We start from the raw sequence: 19,115 nt of genomic DNA on the forward strand, positions 1-19,115 counted from the left end.
GCGTAAAGTGAAATGGTAAAATTCGGCTAAATTTGTTTTATGTCAGGCCGTCTCGGCCCAAGTGGACGTAAAATTGCCGTTCTGCGTAAATTTTGATCATTGATCCGCAAAGGTTGCGTGCAGGAAGGGAATATTTTATTCATCACCTGCTGCCATTGCGCAATTCGCGGGCAATGGCCAAAATTCAGGTGAATTACAATGTCTTCGTCGGTTGTTGCAGAAACCGTTCCCTCTGGATCGGGGTCGTGGCTTTCGCATTTCAAGGCTACGCTTGCGCTTGGAATTCCGCTTGTCGGTGCGCAGCTCGCGCAGCTTGGCATCCACACTACAGATATGGTCATCGTCGGTCAGCTCGGAGCTGAGAAGCTGGCGGCCATGGTGCTGGCCGGGCAGTTCTTCTTCGTTGTCTTCATTTTCGGCTCGGGATTTTCGGTGGCCGTGGTGCCAATGGTAGCGCAGGCTTACGGGCAGGGCGATGCGACGGCTGCCCGCCGCTCGCTGCGCATGGGCATGTGGGTTGCAATCGCGTACTGGGTTCTTGCCCTGCCGATATTCTTCAACGCCGAGCGCATTCTGGTCTATCTCGGGCAAAACCCCGAAGTTGCGGCGTTGACCGGCCATTATCTCGCCATCGCCAAGTTCGGCCTTTTGCCGGCGCTGCTTTTTTACGTGCTGCGCGGGCTTGTCAGTGCCATCGGCCGTGCGGGCATCATTCTGTACGTCACCATCATCATGCTGGTGATGAACGGTTTGATGGCCTATGCGCTGGTCTTCGGCCATTTCGGATTGCCGGTGATGGGCATGAACGGCGCGGCCGTCGTCGCCGTCATCGTCAATGCCTTCAGCTTCATCTTCATCGTCGCTTATGTGCAGACGCGTGAGGAAACCAGGAAATACGAGCTGTTCGTGCGCTTCTGGCGGCCGGACTGGCATGCGCTGTTCGAAGTGCTGCGCCTTGGCCTGCCTATCAGCATCACCATCCTTGCCGAAGTGACGCTGTTTGCGGCGGCTTCGATCCTGATGGGACAGATTGGCACCGTGCAGCTTGCGGCGCATGGCATCGCACTGCAGCTTGCCTCCATCGCTTTCATGATCCCGCTCGGCCTGTCGCAGGCGGCGACCGTGAGGGTCGGTGTCGCGTTCGGTCAGGGTGATTTCAGGAACCTCGTGCGCGCCGCCATCATGGTCTACGCGATTGCCTGCGGCATTGCCGTTTGCGGCGGCATCCTGTTTGCGGCTGTTCCGGAATTTCTGGCGAAGTGGTTTCTTGACGCGAAGTTGCCGGAAGCGGCGGAAGTGCTTGCCTACGCAAGCAGCCTCGTGGTGATCGCCGGCATCTTCCAGCTGGTCGATGGTATCCAGGCCGTGACAGCAGGTTTGCTGCGCGGATTGAAGGATGCGCGCATTCCGGCGATGCTGGCGCTGATTTCCTATTGGCCGATCGGGCTGGCGCTGGCCTGGACCATGGCCTTTCCGCTCGGCTTTGGCGGACGCGGCGTCTGGTTCGGTTTCGTGATCGGCCTTTCGACGGCGGCCGTTCTCCTGACTATACGTTTCGTCATTCTGGTGAAGCGTGAAATGAAAACGGCCCGCTGAAAGCGGGCCGTATATTTTTCCTGATTTTCCGAAGATGTCTCAGCGCTCGGCGAGCGCTGCCTCACCTTGTCTCTCGCGCAGCAGGTTGACGAAGCGGCGGAAGAGATAGTGGCTGTCCTGCGGGCCGGGCGATGCTTCCGGATGGTGCTGGACGGAGAAGACCGGCTTGCCGACGATGCGCAGGCCGCAATTGGTGCCGTCGAACAGCGACGTGTGGGTTTCTTCGACGCCATCAGGCAGCGACTTGGCGTCAACCGCAAAACCATGGTTCATGGACACGATTTCCACCTTGCCGGTGGTGAAATCCTTGACCGGATGGTTGGCGCCGTGGTGGCCCTGGTGCATCTTTTCAGTCTTGGCGCCGACGGCCAGGCCAAGCATCTGGTGGCCGAGGCAGATGCCGAAGATCGGCAGGTCGCTGTTGATGAGGTTCTGAATGACCGGTACGGCATATTCGCCTGTCGCGGCCGGATCTCCCGGACCGTTGGAAAGGAAAACGCCATCCGGCTTCAATGCCAGAATGTCTTCGGCGGATGTCTGGGCCGGAACCACCGTGACCTTGCAATCGAGACCGGCGAAGAGGCGCAGGATGTTGCGCTTGACGCCGAAATCCACGCAGACGACATGGTACTTCGCATCGGCTTCATTCAGCGTGCCGTAACCCTCGTTCCAAACCCAAGGCGTTTCCGTCCAGGTGGAGGATTGGCCGGATGTGGCTTCGATGGCGAGGTCGAGGCCGACGAGACCGCTCCATGCCTTGGCTTCCGCCTTCAGCGCCTCGATGTCGAATACGCCGTTGGGATCATGGGCGATCACCGCGTTCGGTGCACCGTTTTCGCGTATCCATGCCGTCAGCGCGCGCGTGTCGATGCCGCAGAGGCCGATGACGCCGCGGGCTTTCAGCCAGGCATCCAGATGTTTGGCGGCGCGGAAGTTCGAAGGGTCGGTGATGTCGGCCTTGAAGATGACGCCGACTGCGCCCCGGCGGGCGGCTGGCGTCAGGTCTTCGATGTCTTCCTCATTGGTGCCGACATTGCCGATGTGCGGGAAGGTGAAGGTGACGATCTGGCCGAGATAGGACGGATCGGTCAGGATTTCTTCGTAACCGGTCAGTGCGGTGTTGAAGCAGACTTCCGCCTGTACCTTGCCGGCTGCGCCGATCCCCGTTCCCTCGATCACTGTGCCATCGGCAAGAACAAGCATTGCGGTCGGTTTGCGGGTAGTCCAGGGCGCTGTCTCGGTCATCTCGTTCCGTTTCTGCCGCTTCGCACCCCGCCTCTTGAAAGGCAGGGGGAGAGGGGCCATTTTTTGTCGCAGGCTTCGTGACATAAAGGGGCGCGCGAAAAACTCGCGTTTTGACCCTTCGTTAAAATCTCGTGCAGGTGCCGGAAAATAACGAAAGCTGCTTAAACGGTCAACCGCAGGCTCGAGATTTACGCGGAATTAAACCTTCGCACATTCAAAGGCTTATGCATTTGATTTGCTTGAGCGGGTTTGCTCGGTTATGTCGTTTCGAAAAATAAGGTGGAAAGTTTCCGTGTCGAGAAGCTGCGGAATGCACTTTCCCAAGGAGAAGAAGAAATGATGCGCGACACGTTCGCTAATACTCTGAAAGACGCGCTGAAGGCTCGTGACGCCCGGCGTACATCGACCGTGCGTCTCATCCAGGCGGCCATCAAGGATCGCGATATTGCCAATCGCGGCGTGGGCAAGGACCCCGTCACCGACGACGAGATCATGCAGATCCTGACCAAGATGGTAAAGCAGCGGGAAGAGTCCGCCAGCATCTATGATGGTGCCGGTCGCGCCGAGCTTGCCGCTCAGGAGCGCGAGGAAATCGTCATCATCAAGGAATTCATGCCGGAAGAGATTCCGGCCGAAAAGGTGCGCGAATTGTGCCAGGCCGTCATCAGCGAAACCGGCGCCTCCGGCCTGCGTGACATGGGCAAGTGCATGAATGCGCTCAAGGAGCGCTATCCCGGCCAGATCGACTTCGCGAAAGCATCCGGCGTCGTCAAGGATTTGCTGAAGTAGGTTTCGCCCGTTCGGAAAAAGTAAAGGCAGGGCAGCCATGGCTGCCCTGCCTTTTTGCTGCCGACGAAGGCGCATTTCGGCGGATCAAAATGCGGTCACGCGCAGGCGTTTTTCGGGGGACGTGCCTGCGGGCGTCAGCAGCTTTGAGAATGTCCGGGCGCTGCCTTTGAATATGTTTTATACCTCGGCGACGGTTGGCTCAAATTACAAAAACATAATTTTTTGTGATGATGCGCTGCCATAAATTTGCCCGAAGCGGGCGACAGCGGCGATGCGGTTTTAGTGCGATGGCCTGTGAATATCGGGTATTCCGGTTCTTTGGGTTTGGTACTGACCCCTTTCTGCGCTTATATGAAAGACTGGCCTCGAACAGGTAAACCATGCGATTTTCCAATTCTTTTCTCGATGAGATACGCGACCGCGTGAACATCTCCGATGTGATCGGCAGACGTGTGTCCTGGGATAAGAAGAAGACCAATACGCCGCGGGGCGATTATTGGGCCTGCTGCCCGTTCCATGGCGAAAAAAGCCCGAGTTTTCACTGCGAGGATCGCAAGGGGCGATACCATTGTTTCGGTTGCGGTGTTTCCGGCGATCATTTCCGGTTTCTCACCGATCTCGAGGGGTTGAGTTTCCCCGAAGCCGTTCAGCAGATCGCCGACATGGCCGGCATCTCCATGCCGCAGCCCGATCCGCAGGCTGAGAAGCGCGAGCGCGAGCGCACCTCGTTGCAGGACGTCATGGAAATGGCGACGCTGTTCTTTCAGGATCAGTTGCAGACCGCGCTTGGTGCGCGGGCGCGGGCTTATCTGCGCGATCGCGGACTGACTGGGCGCACCATCGAGACATTCAGGCTCGGTTTTGCACCAGATAGCCGCAATGCGCTAAAGGAGCATCTGGCGAGCAAGGGTGTGGCGCGCGAACAGATGGAAGCCTGCGGGCTGGTGGTGCATGAAAACGTGCCGGTTTCCTATGACCGCTTCCGCGACCGCATCATGTTCCCGATCCTGTCGTCGCGCGAAAAGGTGATCGCTTTCGGCGGCCGTGCCATGGCGGCGGATGCAGTGGCCAAATATCTGAACTCCAACGAGACCGAGCTTTTTCACAAGGGCAATGTTCTCTACAATTTCGCCCGCGCGCGGCGCGCCTCGCAGGCTTCCGGTGGCACCGTCATTGCCGTCGAAGGTTATATGGATGTCATTGCGCTTTATCAGGCGGGTGTCGAAAATGCTGTCGCCCCGCTCGGCACGGCGCTGACGGAAAGCCAGCTTGAGCTCCTGTGGAAAATGTCGCCGCAGCCGATCCTCTGCTTTGATGGCGACGGCGCCGGTATTCGTGCCGCCAACCGCGCAGCCGATCTCGCCTTGCCGCATATCAAGCCTGATCGTTCGGTGAGCTTTGCGCTTTTGCCCGACGGAAAAGACCCTGATGATCTCGTGCGGCTGGAGGGGCGTGCGCCTTTTGACCGTGTGCTTTCTGAGGCAAAACCGCTCGCGGCGATGATCTGGAGCCGCGAGACCTCTTCGGTGACTTTCGATACGCCTGAAAAGCGTGCCAAGCTTGAAAGCCGGCTGCGGCAGATCGTTGCCGTCATCGGCGACGAGGCGGTGCGGCGTTTTTACCAGCAGGATATGCGCGACAGGCTGAATGCCTTCTTCCAGCCGCGTTTTCAGCAGGGCGGTTCGCAGGGTGGAAATTTCCGTCGCGATGGCCAGCAGGGTAATGGGCGCGGGTTCCAGAGGAACGCTTCCGGACGGGGTGGAGCCATGGCTGCGCCGGCCAGCAACATTTCCGACCGTCTTACCCAGTCGGGTCTGGTCAGGGGCCACCAGACCAAGCCTTCACTTCGTGAAAGCGTTCTCGCCATCACCATCGTCAACCATCCCGAACTGCTGCTCGAGGAATATGACGAGATCGCCGCGATCGATTACGAAAACCGCGATCTGCAACGCCTGTGGTCGACTGTGCTGACCTTTGCAGCGGAAAGTGCGGCCGAGATTTCGCGGGCAGGGCTGATCGAGCGCCTGTCGCAGCAGGGTTTCGAGGTGCTTTTGAAAACCATGGACCAGCAGGTGCGCAATGCGCGCCTGTGGACGGCCACGGAACAGGCGGCGCTGGAAGATGCGCGTGAGGGATATGTGCAGGCGCTTTCCCTGCACAAGAGGACGAAATCCCTGCTCTGGCAGAAGCGCGAGCTGGAACGGGAAATAGGCGAGGCGACGGACGACGAACGCGGCACGCTTCTGGTGCGGGCGCTGGCCGAAGTTCAGCTGGAAATCGGCCGAATGGAAAATCAGGAAGCGATCATCGATGGTTTCGGCGTCATGTCCGGCCGGGTAAAGGGCCCGGCTGTCGGCCATGGCTGAGGACTGCGGCCAAGAATAGAAAGACGTGTGGGGTTGCCTTTTGCTGCAAGCGCCCTAAATAGGGGGTAGTCTGGTGATAACTCGCAAAATGCGGCCCTTTTTATGAATTTCCGTGGCTGTCTCGCCCTCAAAGGCTTGACGGGGCGGGAAATAGCGGGAATCACCAATTCAGGAATAGTAAGGTGGAATGAGCCTTGGCGGATAGAAATTGCATGAGCAAGCATTTTCGGGTGCACTGTCTTTGCATTCTGCCTGAGGCTGCCGTGGTTAATCGGCAATTAAAGATCACTCCGTTAGGTGTCTGACAGTGATTCGCTGTTATCAGCCGGATGCTCTCAAGGCGAACGGCGATGCGGCGGAACAGGTGTTAGCGTCAGGGAAAGCGACGAGATAGATGGCAACCAAAGTCAAAGAAAACGAAGAAGCAGAAAACGAACGCGACGGTGCGACGGACGGTCCGCTTCTCGATCTTTCGGATGACGCGGTCAAAAAGATGATCAAGGCCGCCAAGAAGCGCGGCTATGTGACGATGGACGAGCTGAATTCCGTCCTGCCGTCCGAAGAAGTGACGTCCGAGCAGATCGAAGACACGATGGCGATGCTGTCCGATATGGGCATCAACGTTATCGAGGACGAGGATGCCGAGGAAGCACCGGGCGAAGCCGAAAGCGACGATTCCGATAACGAAGAGTCCGAAGGCGGCGAACTGGCACCTTCCGGCGGTACCGCGCTTGCGACCGCGAAGAAAAAAGAACCGACCGACCGTACCGACGATCCTGTGCGCATGTATCTGCGCGAAATGGGTTCCGTAGAGCTTCTGTCGCGCGAAGGCGAAATCGCCATCGCCAAGCGCATCGAGGCCGGCCGCGAAACGATGATCTCCGGCCTTTGCGAAAGCCCGTTGACGTTCCAGGCGCTGATCATCTGGCGCGACGAACTCAACGAAGGCACGACGCTGCTGCGCGAGATCATCGATCTCGAAACCACCTATTCCGGCCCGGAAGCCAAGGCTGCCCCGCAGTTCCAGAGCCCGGAAAAGATCGAGGCGGATCGCAAGGCCGCCGAAGAGAAGGAAAAGACCCGCAGACTGCGAGCGCCCTCCGGTGACGAGGATGTGACTGATGTGGGTGGCGATGGCCTTCCGCCGGAAGAGGAAGAAGAGGACGACGACGAGTCCAACCTTTCGCTTGCCGCGATGGAAGCCGAGCTGCGTCCGCAGGTCATGGAAACGCTCGACACCATTGCCGACACCTACAAGAAGCTGCGCAAGCTTCAGGACCAGCAGGTCGAGGCTCGCCTTGCCTGCACGGGAACCCTGTCCTCCGGTCAGGAGCGCCGCTACAAGGACCTCAAGGACCAGTTGATCACGGCTGTGAAGTCGCTGTCGCTGAATCAGAACCGTGTCGACAGCCTTGTCGAGCAGCTTTACGATATTTCCAAGCGTCTGATGCAGAACGAAGGCCGGCTGCTGCGCCTTGCCGAATCCTATGGCGTAAAGCGCGACAGCTTCCTCGAGCAGTATCACGGTGCGGAACTCGATCCGAACTGGATGAAGTCGATTGCCAATCTGGCCGCCCGCGGCTGGAAGGAATTCGCCCGCGAGGAAAGCAACACGATCCGCGAGATCCGTCAGGAAATCCAGAATCTGTCGACGGAAACCGGTATTTCCATCGCCGAATTCCGCCGTATCGTTTCCATGGTACAGAAGGGTGAGCGCGAAGCGCGTATCGCCAAGAAGGAGATGGTCGAGGCCAACCTGCGTCTCGTGATCTCCATCGCCAAGAAATACACCAACCGCGGCCTGCAGTTCCTCGATCTCATTCAGGAAGGCAATATTGGCCTGATGAAGGCGGTGGACAAGTTCGAATATCGCCGTGGTTACAAGTTCTCGACCTATGCGACATGGTGGATCAGACAGGCGATCACCCGTTCGATCGCCGACCAGGCGCGCACGATCCGTATTCCGGTTCACATGATCGAGACGATCAACAAGATCGTTCGCACCTCGCGCCAGATGCTGCACGAGATCGGCCGCGAGCCGACCCCGGAAGAGCTGGCGGAAAAGCTGGCCATGCCGCTTGAAAAGGTGCGCAAGGTTCTGAAAATCGCCAAGGAGCCGATTTCGCTCGAAACCCCTGTGGGTGACGAAGAGGATTCGCATCTCGGCGACTTCATCGAGGACAAGAACGCGCTGCTGCCTATCGACGCCGCCATTCAGGCCAACTTGCGCGAGACGACGACCCGCGTTCTCGCCTCGCTGACGCCGCGTGAAGAACGTGTTCTGCGCATGCGTTTCGGCATCGGCATGAACACCGATCATACGCTGGAAGAAGTCGGCCAGCAGTTCTCGGTCACGCGCGAACGTATTCGTCAGATCGAGGCGAAGGCACTGCGCAAGCTGAAGCATCCGAGCCGCTCCAGAAAGCTCAGAAGCTTCCTCGACAGCTAAGCCTTTGCCTGCTTTAAAATTGAACCCGGTCAGTCACCTCTGGCCGGGTTTTTTGTTTCCTGCACTGGCGATCTCTGCGACAAGCCTTATGTGTGAAAACAAAGCGTTCCGCTTTTTCGGAAATGCTCAGGTTCGATTTGGCTCGATAACATGCAACAGGTTTCGGCAAGCAGATGGCGAGGGAAGGGATGGGCGGTGCCCGTCTCCGTGTTGCTGCATTTGGCTGTGGTCGCGATCTTTCTTTTTGAACTGCCCGAACGCATAGCCGAACCGCAGGAGCCGGAAAGCATCAGCGTCGATCTGGTGCCGCCGCCTGAGGAAAAGAAGCCGGAGGAAGCCAAGCCTCCCGCCGCCGAGCAGGCAAAGCAAGAAAAGCCGCAGCCTCCACCGCCGCCGCCCGCTCCGCCGGCAGAGGAGCCGAAACCTTCGCCGCCCTTGCAGGCGACGCTGCCGGCGATCGCCATGCGGCCGGAGGAGACGCAGGCGGACCCAGAGGACAAGCCAGGTAAGGCGGAGGAAGCGGACAAGACCGAGCCTTCCAAGGAGCCTGAAAGCCAGCCTGAAAAGACGGCTGAGGACAAGCCCGCGCCATCTGCCGCCAACGGCGATCTCAAGGCGTCCGCCGAACAGGGAGAAATTGCGGTTTCACCCGTCAAGCAAGAGGCTGAGCCGGAAAAAGCGCCGGTGCCGCAGGAGAAACCGGCTGACGAAAAACCTGCCGAGGTGGCAAAGGAGAAGCCCGCGAAACTTCCGGCCGCCAAACAATTATTGTCTTCGTCGCTGCTTTCTCCGGCCCAAAGACGCCAGATGTTTGGTGATCTGCCGCCCCGCCGCCGCATTGTTCAGCTTTGCAGCACGGAGGCTCTGGCGCAAATTCAGGGCGCGGGTTTTGCCGCCCGTGGCATGATACCCTATTCGGATACGGGCGGGAGGATATCGGGGAATTCGATTGATGCTTCCGGCGGCGCATTCAACACCGGCAATAGCTGGCACGATGTGTCTTTTCAGTGCGAGGTCGATCTGGATAACTACGCCGTGACGGCCTTCCGGTTTAAAATTGGGAACGCCTTAACACCGGATGAGGCGAAAAAGCGGGGCTTCACCCGATTTCAATGAAGGCTAGTTTTTTAAACTTTCGGTTTGCTGACGAAGGTTTCCGTCCGCCACTCCGTCGTCCTCGGGCTTGTCCCGAGGACATGCAACCGACTGATCTCGTAGACGTGTTTAAATCCTTGGGACAAGCACAAGGATGACGTCAATTCTGGAAATGTGTCGGTCAGCAGGGCTGGGAGTTTACACCCTCTCCGTATCACCGACCAACAGCCCGATACCCGCCATCAGCGCATCTTCGTCGTAAGGCTTCCTGATGACAGGCACGTTACCGAAGTCGTCAGGCACCATGCTGGCATCGGCATAGCCGGTGGCGAACAGGAAGGGGATCCCGCGGCGGTGAAGCTCGCGTGCGACGGCGATGGAGGTGTCGGAGCCGAGATTGATGTCGAGGATAGCCACATCCGGCACGTAGCTCTTCAGCTTCTCGATGGCCATTGCCGAGGAGGTCGCGGTTTCGATTGTCTTGATGCCGTTGTCTTCCAGCATGTTCTCCACATCCATGGCGATCAGCATCTGGTCTTCTACGAGCAATATTTTCAACGTTTCCTCCCGGTTGGACCGTCTGGATTGCGGTACGGTGTCATCCTCCGTCTTCATCTCGGAAGCTGTCATGACTGCTGAGATATGGCGGGAGGGCAGGAGAATTTCCGCCTCCAGCCCATCAGGCAAATACCGGATGGTGCTGCGTCCACCCAGATCGTAGGGGATGCTGCGGCTGATGAGCGCCGTGCCGAACCCAGAGCGTGATGGTGTGGGCAGCTTGGTAGGCAGAGTTTCGCGCCAATGTATCAGGCAATCGCGGTTTTCGTCGACTTCCCAGCGCAGATCCAGTTTTCCGCCGGTCTGCGCAAGCGCGCCGTATTTGGCAGCATTCGTCGCCAGTTCATGCAGTACGAGGGCCATGACGGAAAATGCGCGCGAATCGAGCGTGACCTGTGGTCCGGCAAGATCAACAATAGCCTCGGCTGAACGGTGCGGCGACAATTCGGCGTCCAGCAGGTCGCGCAACGACCCGCCGCCTTCACCGCGAATGATCTGGTCATGGGCAAAGGACAATGCCTGGATACGACCCTTCAGCGCACCGACATATTCCTGCAGCGTTTTACCCTCTTGCGAAGGATTGCCGACCAGCGATTTGATAATGGCGAGAACGTTCTTGACGCGGTGGTTGAGTTCCTCGTTCAGCATGCGCTGGCGCACTTCCGCGCGCTCCCTTTCGCCCGCCATCAGCTCGCTGTGATGAAATGCGACCTCGACCAACGCTATTCTTGCGGCTTCGGCAATTTCCCGGTCCGCATCGGACCATGGCTGCGCCTGCAGGCGCACGGTCTCCTTCCAGATCGCGAAGCTCTTGCGCGGGGTGAGACGATCGCCGAGCGGACCGGTCTCATAGGATTTTTCCGGGTTGCCGGCCCAGTTCAGGTTCTGCACGATCTCCCTGCGGAAAAACAGCAGATAGTCGTTTTTGACCTGTGACAGCGGAATGGCGAGCATTCCGGCTGCGATATCTGCATAAATCTCCGCTTCCGGTATGGCTTGCGAGATGGCATGGGTTGCCCAGACCCTTCCCTCACTGACAGAGGTTACGAAGCGCGCCAGCCTTGGAATGGCATCCGCGGGCGGCGTTGCGCCGTGGCCGTGCCAGTTGTTGTCCACCCAAAGCCCGACGCCGTCGCATGGCATCAGATCGGCAAAATCCTGGAAACTGTCGATCAGCAGTTCCTCGATGTGCGCGTGATGGGCGGCGAGCCGCAGGAAGCGGTCGAGAGCGGCATGGGCGTGGTTGACGGTATCGAGTTTGCGCTTCTGCTTAAGGACCTGCAAATGCATGGAGAAAAACTCTCCAAACATTTCTGCGGCGATCCTGACCGACATCGTCAGAACGCGTGGCGAATAATGGTGGCAGGCGATAAGGCCCCACAGGGCGCCATCGACGATCACCGAAATCGACATGGAGGCAGCAACGCCCATATTGCGAAGATATTCGCAATGGATGGGAGAAACGCTGCGCAAATGCGCGAATGACAGATCAAGCGGTTCACCAGACACATCGATGGCGGGCAATACGGGAACTCGTATTCCGCTGGCGTCGGAGATGATACGCAGTGTGTTTTTAAGATAGAGCGTGCGGGCCTGCTGCGGTATGTCGCTTGCCGGAAAATATTGTCCGAGAAAGCTTTCCAGTTCCGGCTGCTTTGCCTCCGACACGACCTTGCCTGCACCGTCATCCTCGAAACGGTAGATCATCACCCGGTCGTAACCCAAGGTCGCCTTTACCAGCCGGGTTGTTCTCGAAATCAGGCTTTCGACCGTGTCCGCCTCGCGAATGCGGTCCACCATCTTGCGTGCGGTACCAAGCGGCTGGGTCTCGCTCCCTGACGGTTCGAATTCGATGATCGTCGTGGATTTATAGCGGTGGAGCGCAATATCGAAGCTGCGACCATCGCGCAGTTCCATATTGGGCAGCATGGCAGGGCGGGTGGTCCTCCCGGTTACCGTAAGTGCGTTGCGAAGGTCATGGACGAGATTTTTACCAAGCACTTCTTCGGCGGTCCTGCCGTTGATATCGCCATCGACGCGCAAGATCTCGCGACAGTTTTCCGAATGCCGCAGGACCATGCGCATGGCGTTGTCGCAAGCAATCAGGCAGCCGTGCGATTGAATATAACCTGGAATGTGGATGGGTTCGCGGTCGCAATTTGTCAGGTCGACAATATAATCAGTGGATGCCATGAATCTATCTCTCGCACCCTTTGCCTGTCTTGCACTGAAAATAGTTTAGTCGTCCGCAGACGGGAAAGCCTGAATGGTTCATTCTGATAGTGCCAATCCTTCCCCGTTTTTTGCAACCGTGACGCCGGTATTCCGTTCTATTAAAGGCAGCCGCCATGTCATGGAAGCACGCCTTTTCGCCATCAGTTACAATTCGACATGGTCCAACGTTTGCAGTGCCTAATTTGTTCCGAATTTTCTAAAGGAAATAACGTGCCGCAGAAGAAAATGACCATTACCACCACCCACGGGCAGGGACTCTACGAATTTACGTCCGAGGCCGAGCGCTTTGTGAAGGAGGCAGGCGTGGACGAAGGCCTTTTGACCGTCTTCGTCAGGCACACATCCTGCTCCCTGCTTATCCAGGAAAATGCCGATCCGGATGTCCGGCGTGATCTGGCGGTATTTTTTTCCCGCCTCGTGCCACCTTCCGACGATGTCTCCATGCGCTGGGTCGTCCACACGCTCGAAGGCCCTGATGACATGCCTGCTCACATCAAATCGGCCCTGACCGCGGTTTCCATCGGAGTACCGATCAGCGATGGCAGGCTTACCCTTGGCACATGGCAGGGCCTTTATCTTTTCGAACATCGCGACCGGCCGCACCGTCGTGAAATCGTTCTGCATATCTCCCCATGATTCCCGTCAAAAGCCCCGACTTTTCCTTTCGTTTTCCCGTTAATGTCTCTGAACGTCTGCTGAACATGCGGTTCTGTCGGCGTTCAGGCGGGCGGGTCTAGGGTCTCGTCAATCGCCGGGGGACGTCCCTGCCGGCGCAGAAACAAACGGAGTGAGTTCATGTTCAGTACCTTCGCAAAAGCCGGCCTGGCTGCCCTCATCGCCCTCGGCGGAATTTCCGTCACCGCTCCAGCTGCTTCGGCTGGCCCGGATGTTCAGCTCAGAGTTCAGGTTCAGGATGGATACGGTCATGACAGAGGCCGCGGCCCGGGCTGGGGTCGTCCCGATCGTCCTGGTCCGGGTTGGGGCCGTCCTGACCGCCCGCGTTACGGTTGCTCGCCGCGGCTTGCGGAGGAAAAGGCTAGCCGCATGGGTCTTCGCCGCGCGCGCGTTGTCGATGTATCGCCGCGCCGTGTCGTGGTTGCAGGCTTCGACCGTCGCGGCCCTGACCGCATCTTCTTCGCCAATGAGCGTGGTTGCCCGGTGATCCGTCGCTAAACGGCTGATATTGATCCGCGGAAATCCCCCGCCCTTCGCGCGGATCAAAAAAAATGCCCCTCGCTTGTTCTGACAGGCGGGGGGCGTTTCTTTTTGTGGCCTCTCGGGTGGCGGTTACGCGCAGCCGTTCGGCAAATGCGGGCGGCGGGCAATGCCGCCGCTCCGACTGTTTTATTCGCCCAGGGCGAAGGTGACGTTGACCACCACGCTGTAGCTGTTCTCACCCGAAGCGATCGGCACGCTGTCGGCCTCCTTCGCCATCGAAGCGCGCATCATGGTCTGCGGCACCGGCATGGGGCGCTGCATGTTCTCGCTGATCTGGATCACGCGTCCAAGCTTCACGCCCGCCGCTTCCGTCAGCGTTTTTGCCTTGGCCAGCGCATCGGCAACCGCCTGCTTGCGGGCCTCGGTCACGGTTGCTTCCGGCTTGTCATTGGTGAAGGTAATATCCCCGCCCTGGTTGATGCCGAGCTTGACGGAGGTATCGAGTATCTCGCCCAGCTTCTTCAGGTCGCGTACGCGCACGGTCAGTCCGTTGGAAACCTGATAGCCGGTAATTTCCGGTGCGACGTAAACGCCGTCTTTCGGCTCATAATGCTTGTAAAGCGGCTGTACGGAGAAATTGCTGGTCTGCAGGTCGCGGTCTTCGATGGCGGACGCCTTCAGCGATTTCAGAACCTCGGCGAGCGCCTTGGAGTTCTCTGTCAGAGCCGCAGCCGCCGTTTCCGCCTGCTTGACGACACTGAATGACAGGATCGCCATATCGGGCGCGATTGCCGACTGGCCTTCGCCGGAAACACTGATGGTTGCTTCGCGCGGGGTGGCATCCTGCGCAAGGGCATTACCGGCAAGCGGCATCATTGCTGCTGCGGTCAATGCACTAAGTGCGAAAAGGCGGGCCTTTGTCGTCGTCATGGTGTTTCCTCGTTGATTGTGTCCCTTTGCAGGGTATTGCCTTAGATTGTGAAGCTAATACGGCAACGGCAGCTTGCGATAGCATCAATGGCTTGTCGGGCCGTAAAAATTACGTTAGAGCGTGACCCACCGGATTCGAACCATTGCGAAGCCGGTGTTTCGGATAATTTTTCCGAAAGGGCCTGTAGCTCAATGGTTAGAGCCGGCGGCTCATAACCGCTTGGTTGGGAGTTCGAGTCTCTCCGGGCCCACCATTTTCCTTATATTTTGAACGAGTTGGTGCGATTCCGTATAGCAAGTCGATACATCATTGATCATTGCGCATTCCTTGGATTTTTCTCATCCAACAAAAAATCCGACCAGCCATTCAGACTGATCGGATTGTTCATTACGGATTTTCAGCTATGGGGTCAGTCGCAGACCCGCATGCTTTCGGTGTGCCATCCGCCGTCATAGGAATTTGGAACGCGGCGGTCTTCGAACCAGCAGCGTGGGCGGGGCGGCGGTGGTGGTTCGTAGTATCGGGGACCGCTGTTGCCGCCGTTGGCGATTGCGCCGCCGATCAGGCCGCCGATAACGCCTGCAGCCAGTCCGCCGGCAATCGCAGCACCATCATTGTGGCGGCGGTGTTCGCGATAGGGCGGTGGAGGCGGGCCGCCACGGTCGTAGCGCGGACGATAGGGATAGTCCTGCGCGGCAGCGGTGCCGTAGGACGCGAAGACACTACCGGTGGCAACCAGCGCGGCAAGGGTTGTAAGAATGATCTTTTTCATCGAGGGCTACTCCATAAGCCTGCTTCGGGAGATAGAGGCTCATTATGCCCGCATGATGGCACGGGCCGGCTGAACGGTCCGTGAATATCTCATTTTTGCGATGTTCACATTTTCCACGTTTTTACAGTCTCAGGGCGAAGCTGGTGCGGCGTTCCGACAAAGAAAAAGCCCGGCACTTGGCCGGGCTCTTTTGCTGACGTTTGTCGACGCTATCAGAACTTCACACCAAGGCCGACCTTGACGGTGCTCTGGTCGAAATCGGTGTTGACGCCGAAGATGTCCTTGTCGCCATAGTCATTGTAGCGATATTCAATCCTGCCGAACACATTGTCGGTGAAGGCATAGTCCAGGCCAGCGCCGACGGTGTAACCGTTGAACGTGGTGCTATCCTTGCCGGCGCCAGGCGTTTCGATGAAACCGCGCGTCGCTGTCCAGCCGGCGGTACCATAGATCAAGGCACGGTCGAAAGCGTAACCGACACGGCCACGAACAGAACCCTGCCAGTCGGTGCCGATGTTCACGCCGGCATAGTCATTGTCGTTCCAGTTATAATCGACATCGCCTTCGATACCGAGGACGAAATTATTGTCGAACTGGTAATTGTAACCGGCAAAAGCGCCCAGAATGCCGCCATCGAAACTATCCGACGCGACGGGGCCGCCAGCCGAAAAATCGCCGTTCGCCCAGCCTGCGCCGCCTTGAATACCAAGATACGGACCAGACCAGGTAAATACCGGCAGGGTTTCCTGCGCGACCGGAGGCGCCGGGGTTTCGTAGACGGCATCCGCAGCCATCGCGGTGCTGGCGGACAGGGCCAAGAGTGACGTTACGATCAGCGTTTTCATCGTTTTTCTCCCTGAGCTGATTGACTTCTATAACATATATTAGGTGCATTTAATATGGGTTGGAGATCGGCGGTTCCAAGGGGCAAATTGTTCCCTCGAGTTGCCGGCCTTCCTTGCCCAAATCGCGACGTTTTTTACCGCCCCGTCATGCTGTTCTGATGCGGCGAACGCCTTCAACGGCGTTTGGTTCCTTTCGCCGCCTTGTCAAAGCAACGGGAGCGGGGTCACGCTTGGTTGTCTTGACAGCGGGGGGCACGACCATAGAGTTGTGCCTGTCTGCGGCAACGCCGGTGCTTCGACACCTGGATAGGGCTGATGTTGCGGGCAGGAATGGGCAAGGGAGGACAGGATCGCATGCGGGTTAGTTTTCATGGGGGAGGGGCGACGTGATTGTCGGAGCCGTTCTCAGTGCCATTCTTCTTCTCACCCTCATCGCGTTTCCGCGGCACCTCAAACCGGTCGTCATCTGCCTGCTGTTGATCTGGGGAACCACTGCCGCCTTTGTCATTTACGACTGGCAGCGCGGCAGCCAGCGGCTCGACCATGTCATTGCGACGGCTAGCTTCGATGCGGCGTGCACGGATGCGGCATTGCCGATCCGCGTCAGCTTCCGCAACGACAATAATGTTGCCGTGCAGCGCCTGACCTATACGCTTGAAGGGTTCGAGCCTGCCTTCCGCGCCTCCGTCGCCTTCGATCCCTATCAGGTGAGTGAAAGGCGGATCGAGGCTGGAGAGACCTTTGCCGCGTGCCGCTCTTTCCGACTGCGCAACAATGAAACGGTAGATCCGCAACGGCTGGAATGGCGCGTCACCATCGTTTCTGCAGAATTCGATTGAACGGCTGTCGCTGCTTCCGACCCTCACGGTTTCTTGAACATTTTCGTGCTGTCGCCTGAACCCCTTGTTTCGCAAGGGGTTCGTAAAGGTGCCCGCGTCGTTGCCGGCCACTCCGCGGCCGCTTTCGCCGTTGCGGGACTTGTTTTCGCCGATTTGCAATGCCACCTGCCCACCCGTCCGATGAATGTTGCGGGTTTAGGTTTTGCGTATAGTTCTGAAGTTTCTGAAAATTGCCGCCATTGGCCTGGTGGCTCTGCCGGTTTTGGCCGGCGCGCATATGGGCATCGGCCAGCTGACCGGAAATTTTCACGAGGTCATTCCCGGCGAACTTTATCGTTCGGCCCAGCCGAGCGGCAAGGACATCACGGCCTATGCCAAGGCCTACGGCATCAAGACGATCATCAATCTGCGCGATGAAAAGCGTGAAGGCTGGTATGACGCCGAAAGCCAGGCAGCGAAAAACAACGGTGTCCGGCTTGTCGATTATCCGCTGAGTTCAAGCGAGAAGGTCTCGGTGGAGGAAGCGGAAACGCTCGTCGCCGTGCTGCGCAACGCTGAAAAACCAATCCTCATCCATTGCGAACACGGCGCCAACCGAACCGGGCTCGCCTCCGCGATCTATGTGAGCGCCGTTGCCGGCAAAAGTGAGGCTGCCGCCGAGTTCCAGCTTTCACCCTATTACGGACATGTGCCCATCCCGGGTATCGGCCGTTATGAAATGTACCAGTCCTGGGATGATTTCGAGGAAACTATCGGATTTTGAGGCGCCTCTATATGCCGACACCCCGGATTTGATCCGGGGTGTCAGCATGATCACGTCCGGTATGACGGAGCGTGTCAGATGCTTCATTCTTGCAGCGGCCTCAATAGGAGCCGCCGACTTCCTTGATCACTTTCGTCAAACTTCCCGTTGCCGGAAATAGCGGGATCAGGCAAGCCTGAAGCGCGTGGTAGATGTCGCCCTTGCCGGGGAAAAGCGTGTTGGCTGGAATCAGATTTTCCGTCAGCTCCTCGTGCCAGCCGCCATTGTCGTGGTCGATGAAATTGTTGGCGATCGTGCTCCAGATGCGGCGGTAGCTGTCTTCGTAGAATTCGTCCGCCGGCAGATTTTCGTTGAGGAAGTGGGCTGCACCCGCCGCCTCGCACATGGGCCACCAGAGCTTTGCCGTCTTGTCGGGATTGTCGTGCCAGTCGAGCGTATAAAAGAAGCCGCCTTTTTCGCGGTCCCAGCCAAGCGCCATGGATTGCACGAAAAGCGATTTTGCCGCCACCGGCATCCAGTCATGGCGGCGTTCGCCCAGCACCCACAATTGCAGGATGAGGCGCGCCCATTCCAGCCAATGGCCGGGAGTGGAGCCGGAGGGGCGGAACATTTCGTTACCACGATACTCCTTGTCGAGCGTCCAGTTCTCGTCAAAATGCTCCGGCACGCGGAAATCCAGCTCACCGGCGCGGCGGCGGATGACGAGATCGGCGATGCGTTCGGCCTTTGTCAGGTAATTGCTGTCGCCGGTCGCCTCATAGGCGGCCATCAGCGCTTCGGTCAGATGCATGTTGGAATTCTGGCCGCGATAATTGTCGATGGGTGACCAGTCGCGGTTAAATTCCTCGGCGATAGCGCCGTGTTTTTCTTCCCAGAAACGCGTTTCCAGAACCTCGGTGATGTCGACCAGCATCTTGTCAGCAAGCGGGTGGCCGACAGTTTTGGCGGAGGAAGCGGCCAGAAGCACGAAGGCGTGGCCATAACCCTGTTTGGTGGCGTCCACCGGGCCGCCATCGTTGACCTGCCAGAAATAACCGCCGTGCTCGCTGTCACGATGATTGTTCCAGAGGCAGGTCATGCCGTGGTCGACGATATCGCCGCAGCCCGGCCGTCCGAGCAGGTGGCCGATGGAGAAGCAATGCACCATGCGTGCCGAGGCATGGATGCCGCGCACGGGATCGTTTTTCTGCAGCGGCGCACCCTTGGCATCGAGATCGAAGAAGCCGCCCGCCGGATTGACGGCGCGGTACTGGAAGAAGTCGAAAAGCCCATCGGCCTGTTTGACCAGCCACTGGCGATGCCATGGCAAGGTGTTCCAGTTCCGGTTGTTGTGGTCGTCCTCGGGCATTTCGTCCTCCATACGGTTTGCTGCTTCGGCTTATATCCTTGCTGCATAAACCTGTCATCTGTCAGTGAAATTTCGTAGTCTGCCGCAACGACGCAAAGCCATACCTATACCTTGAAGATATATTGA

General features: G+C 58.2%; 15 protein-coding genes and 1 tRNA gene. 10 read left to right on the plus strand and 6 right to left on the minus strand.

Going from position 1 to position 19,115, the window contains the following annotated elements; all coding sequences use genetic code 11:
- Positions 1–198 precede the first annotated feature (198 nt).
- Complete coding sequence (locus ACQZ63_RS16275) at positions 199–1,596, plus strand: MATE family efflux transporter (protein ID WP_065702326.1); 1,398 nt, start codon at positions 199–201, stop codon at positions 1,594–1,596.
- Between the two features lie 39 nt (positions 1,597–1,635).
- Here the strand turns inward: ACQZ63_RS16275 and carA are convergent, their stop codons facing one another.
- Positions 1,636–2,841 (minus strand): glutamine-hydrolyzing carbamoyl-phosphate synthase small subunit, encoded by a 1,206-nt coding sequence (carA, locus tag ACQZ63_RS16280; protein ID WP_448799321.1) that lies wholly within the window; start codon positions 2,839–2,841, stop codon positions 1,636–1,638.
- A 339-nt stretch (positions 2,842–3,180) separates the two neighbouring features.
- Here carA and ACQZ63_RS16285 point away from each other — a divergent pair, with 339 nt between their 5' ends.
- From ACQZ63_RS16285 to ACQZ63_RS16300, 4 genes are all read left to right on the plus strand, one after another.
- Complete coding sequence (locus ACQZ63_RS16285; protein ID WP_026330775.1) at positions 3,181–3,630, plus strand: GatB/YqeY domain-containing protein; 450 nt, start codon at positions 3,181–3,183, stop codon at positions 3,628–3,630.
- Positions 3,631–4,010: 380 nt separating this feature from the next.
- Positions 4,011–5,996 carry a DNA primase gene (gene dnaG / locus ACQZ63_RS16290; RefSeq protein WP_448799322.1) on the plus strand — a complete coding sequence of 662 codons (1,986 nt, stop codon included), beginning with the start codon at positions 4,011–4,013 and terminating at the stop codon, positions 5,994–5,996.
- A gap of 394 nt (positions 5,997–6,390) precedes the next feature.
- Positions 6,391–8,445: an RNA polymerase sigma factor RpoD gene (gene rpoD / locus ACQZ63_RS16295; RefSeq protein WP_003513359.1), complete on the plus strand. Its 2,055-nt coding sequence runs from the start codon at positions 6,391–6,393 to the stop codon at positions 8,443–8,445.
- Positions 8,446–8,640: 195 nt separating this feature from the next.
- Entirely contained in the window at positions 8,641–9,561 is a 921-nt protein-coding gene (locus ACQZ63_RS16300; RefSeq protein WP_038491710.1) for a DUF930 domain-containing protein, read from the plus strand.
- Positions 9,562–9,738: 177 nt separating this feature from the next.
- Here ACQZ63_RS16300 and ACQZ63_RS16305 read toward each other — a convergent pair whose 3' ends face one another.
- Complete coding sequence (locus ACQZ63_RS16305; RefSeq protein WP_113556400.1) at positions 9,739–12,291, minus strand: HWE histidine kinase domain-containing protein; 2,553 nt, start codon at positions 12,289–12,291, stop codon at positions 9,739–9,741.
- 252 nt (positions 12,292–12,543) lie between these two features.
- Here ACQZ63_RS16305 and ACQZ63_RS16310 point away from each other — a divergent pair, with 252 nt between their 5' ends.
- Positions 12,544–12,969, plus strand: a complete 426-nt coding sequence (locus ACQZ63_RS16310; protein WP_026330776.1) for a secondary thiamine-phosphate synthase enzyme YjbQ — start codon at positions 12,544–12,546, stop codon at positions 12,967–12,969.
- 159 nt (positions 12,970–13,128) lie between these two features.
- A complete protein-coding gene (locus tag ACQZ63_RS16315; protein ID WP_003513350.1) occupies positions 13,129–13,506 on the plus strand; it encodes a hypothetical protein in 378 nt (125 codons plus the stop codon).
- 171 nt (positions 13,507–13,677) lie between these two features.
- Here ACQZ63_RS16315 and ACQZ63_RS16320 read toward each other — a convergent pair whose 3' ends face one another.
- The gene (locus ACQZ63_RS16320) at positions 13,678–14,421 is read right to left on the minus strand and encodes an SIMPL domain-containing protein (RefSeq protein WP_003513348.1); all 744 of its coding nucleotides are present in this window, start codon (positions 14,419–14,421) and stop codon (positions 13,678–13,680) included.
- Between the two features lie 178 nt (positions 14,422–14,599).
- Here ACQZ63_RS16320 and ACQZ63_RS16325 point away from each other — a divergent pair.
- A tRNA-Ile gene (locus ACQZ63_RS16325) sits at positions 14,600–14,675 on the plus strand.
- A 156-nt stretch (positions 14,676–14,831) separates the two neighbouring features.
- Here the strand turns inward: ACQZ63_RS16325 and ACQZ63_RS16330 are convergent.
- Both ACQZ63_RS16330 and ACQZ63_RS16335 read right to left on the minus strand, forming a co-directional pair.
- A complete protein-coding gene (locus tag ACQZ63_RS16330; protein WP_003513347.1) occupies positions 14,832–15,194 on the minus strand; it encodes a hypothetical protein in 363 nt (120 codons plus the stop codon).
- Between the two features lie 212 nt (positions 15,195–15,406).
- Complete coding sequence (locus ACQZ63_RS16335; protein ID WP_003513345.1) at positions 15,407–16,039, minus strand: outer membrane protein; 633 nt, start codon at positions 16,037–16,039, stop codon at positions 15,407–15,409.
- Between the two features lie 386 nt (positions 16,040–16,425).
- On the opposite strand from ACQZ63_RS16335, the gene ACQZ63_RS16340 reads away from it, so the two are divergent.
- Positions 16,426–16,878, plus strand: coding sequence for a hypothetical protein (locus tag ACQZ63_RS16340; protein ID WP_003513344.1), 453 nt, complete (start codon positions 16,426–16,428; stop codon positions 16,876–16,878).
- A 202-nt stretch (positions 16,879–17,080) separates the two neighbouring features.
- Positions 17,081–17,641, plus strand: a complete 561-nt coding sequence (locus tag ACQZ63_RS16345; protein ID WP_003513343.1) for a dual specificity protein phosphatase family protein — start codon at positions 17,081–17,083, stop codon at positions 17,639–17,641.
- Positions 17,642–17,741: 100 nt separating this feature from the next.
- Here ACQZ63_RS16345 and ACQZ63_RS16350 read toward each other — a convergent pair whose 3' ends face one another.
- Positions 17,742–19,001: an AGE family epimerase/isomerase gene (locus ACQZ63_RS16350; protein ID WP_162763673.1), complete on the minus strand. Its 1,260-nt coding sequence runs from the start codon at positions 18,999–19,001 to the stop codon at positions 17,742–17,744.
- Positions 19,002–19,115 lie beyond the last annotated feature (114 nt).

Source organism: Agrobacterium sp. CG160-95 (assembly GCF_053521725.1).

Bases quoted from the DNA above. Each gene is read 5' to 3' on its own strand.
- dnaG (WP_448799322.1), top strand. From the start codon at position 4,011: ATGCGATTTTCCAATTCTTTTCTCGATGAGATACGCGACCGCGTGAAC.
- carA (WP_448799321.1), bottom strand. From the start codon at position 2,841: ATGACCGAGACAGCGCCCTGGACTACCCGCAAACCGACCGCAATGCTT.
- ACQZ63_RS16275 (WP_065702326.1), top strand. From the start codon at position 199: ATGTCTTCGTCGGTTGTTGCAGAAACCGTTCCCTCTGGATCGGGGTCG.
- ACQZ63_RS16305 (WP_113556400.1), bottom strand. From the start codon at position 12,291: ATGGCATCCACTGATTATATTGTCGACCTGACAAATTGCGACCGCGAA.
- ACQZ63_RS16315 (WP_003513350.1), top strand. From the start codon at position 13,129: ATGTTCAGTACCTTCGCAAAAGCCGGCCTGGCTGCCCTCATCGCCCTC.
- ACQZ63_RS16350 (WP_162763673.1), bottom strand. From the start codon at position 19,001: ATGGAGGACGAAATGCCCGAGGACGACCACAACAACCGGAACTGGAAC.
- ACQZ63_RS16330 (WP_003513347.1), bottom strand. From the start codon at position 15,194: ATGAAAAAGATCATTCTTACAACCCTTGCCGCGCTGGTTGCCACCGGT.
- ACQZ63_RS16320 (WP_003513348.1), bottom strand. From the start codon at position 14,421: ATGACGACGACAAAGGCCCGCCTTTTCGCACTTAGTGCATTGACCGCA.
- ACQZ63_RS16285 (WP_026330775.1), top strand. From the start codon at position 3,181: ATGCGCGACACGTTCGCTAATACTCTGAAAGACGCGCTGAAGGCTCGT.
- rpoD (WP_003513359.1), top strand. From the start codon at position 6,391: ATGGCAACCAAAGTCAAAGAAAACGAAGAAGCAGAAAACGAACGCGAC.
- ACQZ63_RS16335 (WP_003513345.1), bottom strand. From the start codon at position 16,039: ATGAAAACGCTGATCGTAACGTCACTCTTGGCCCTGTCCGCCAGCACC.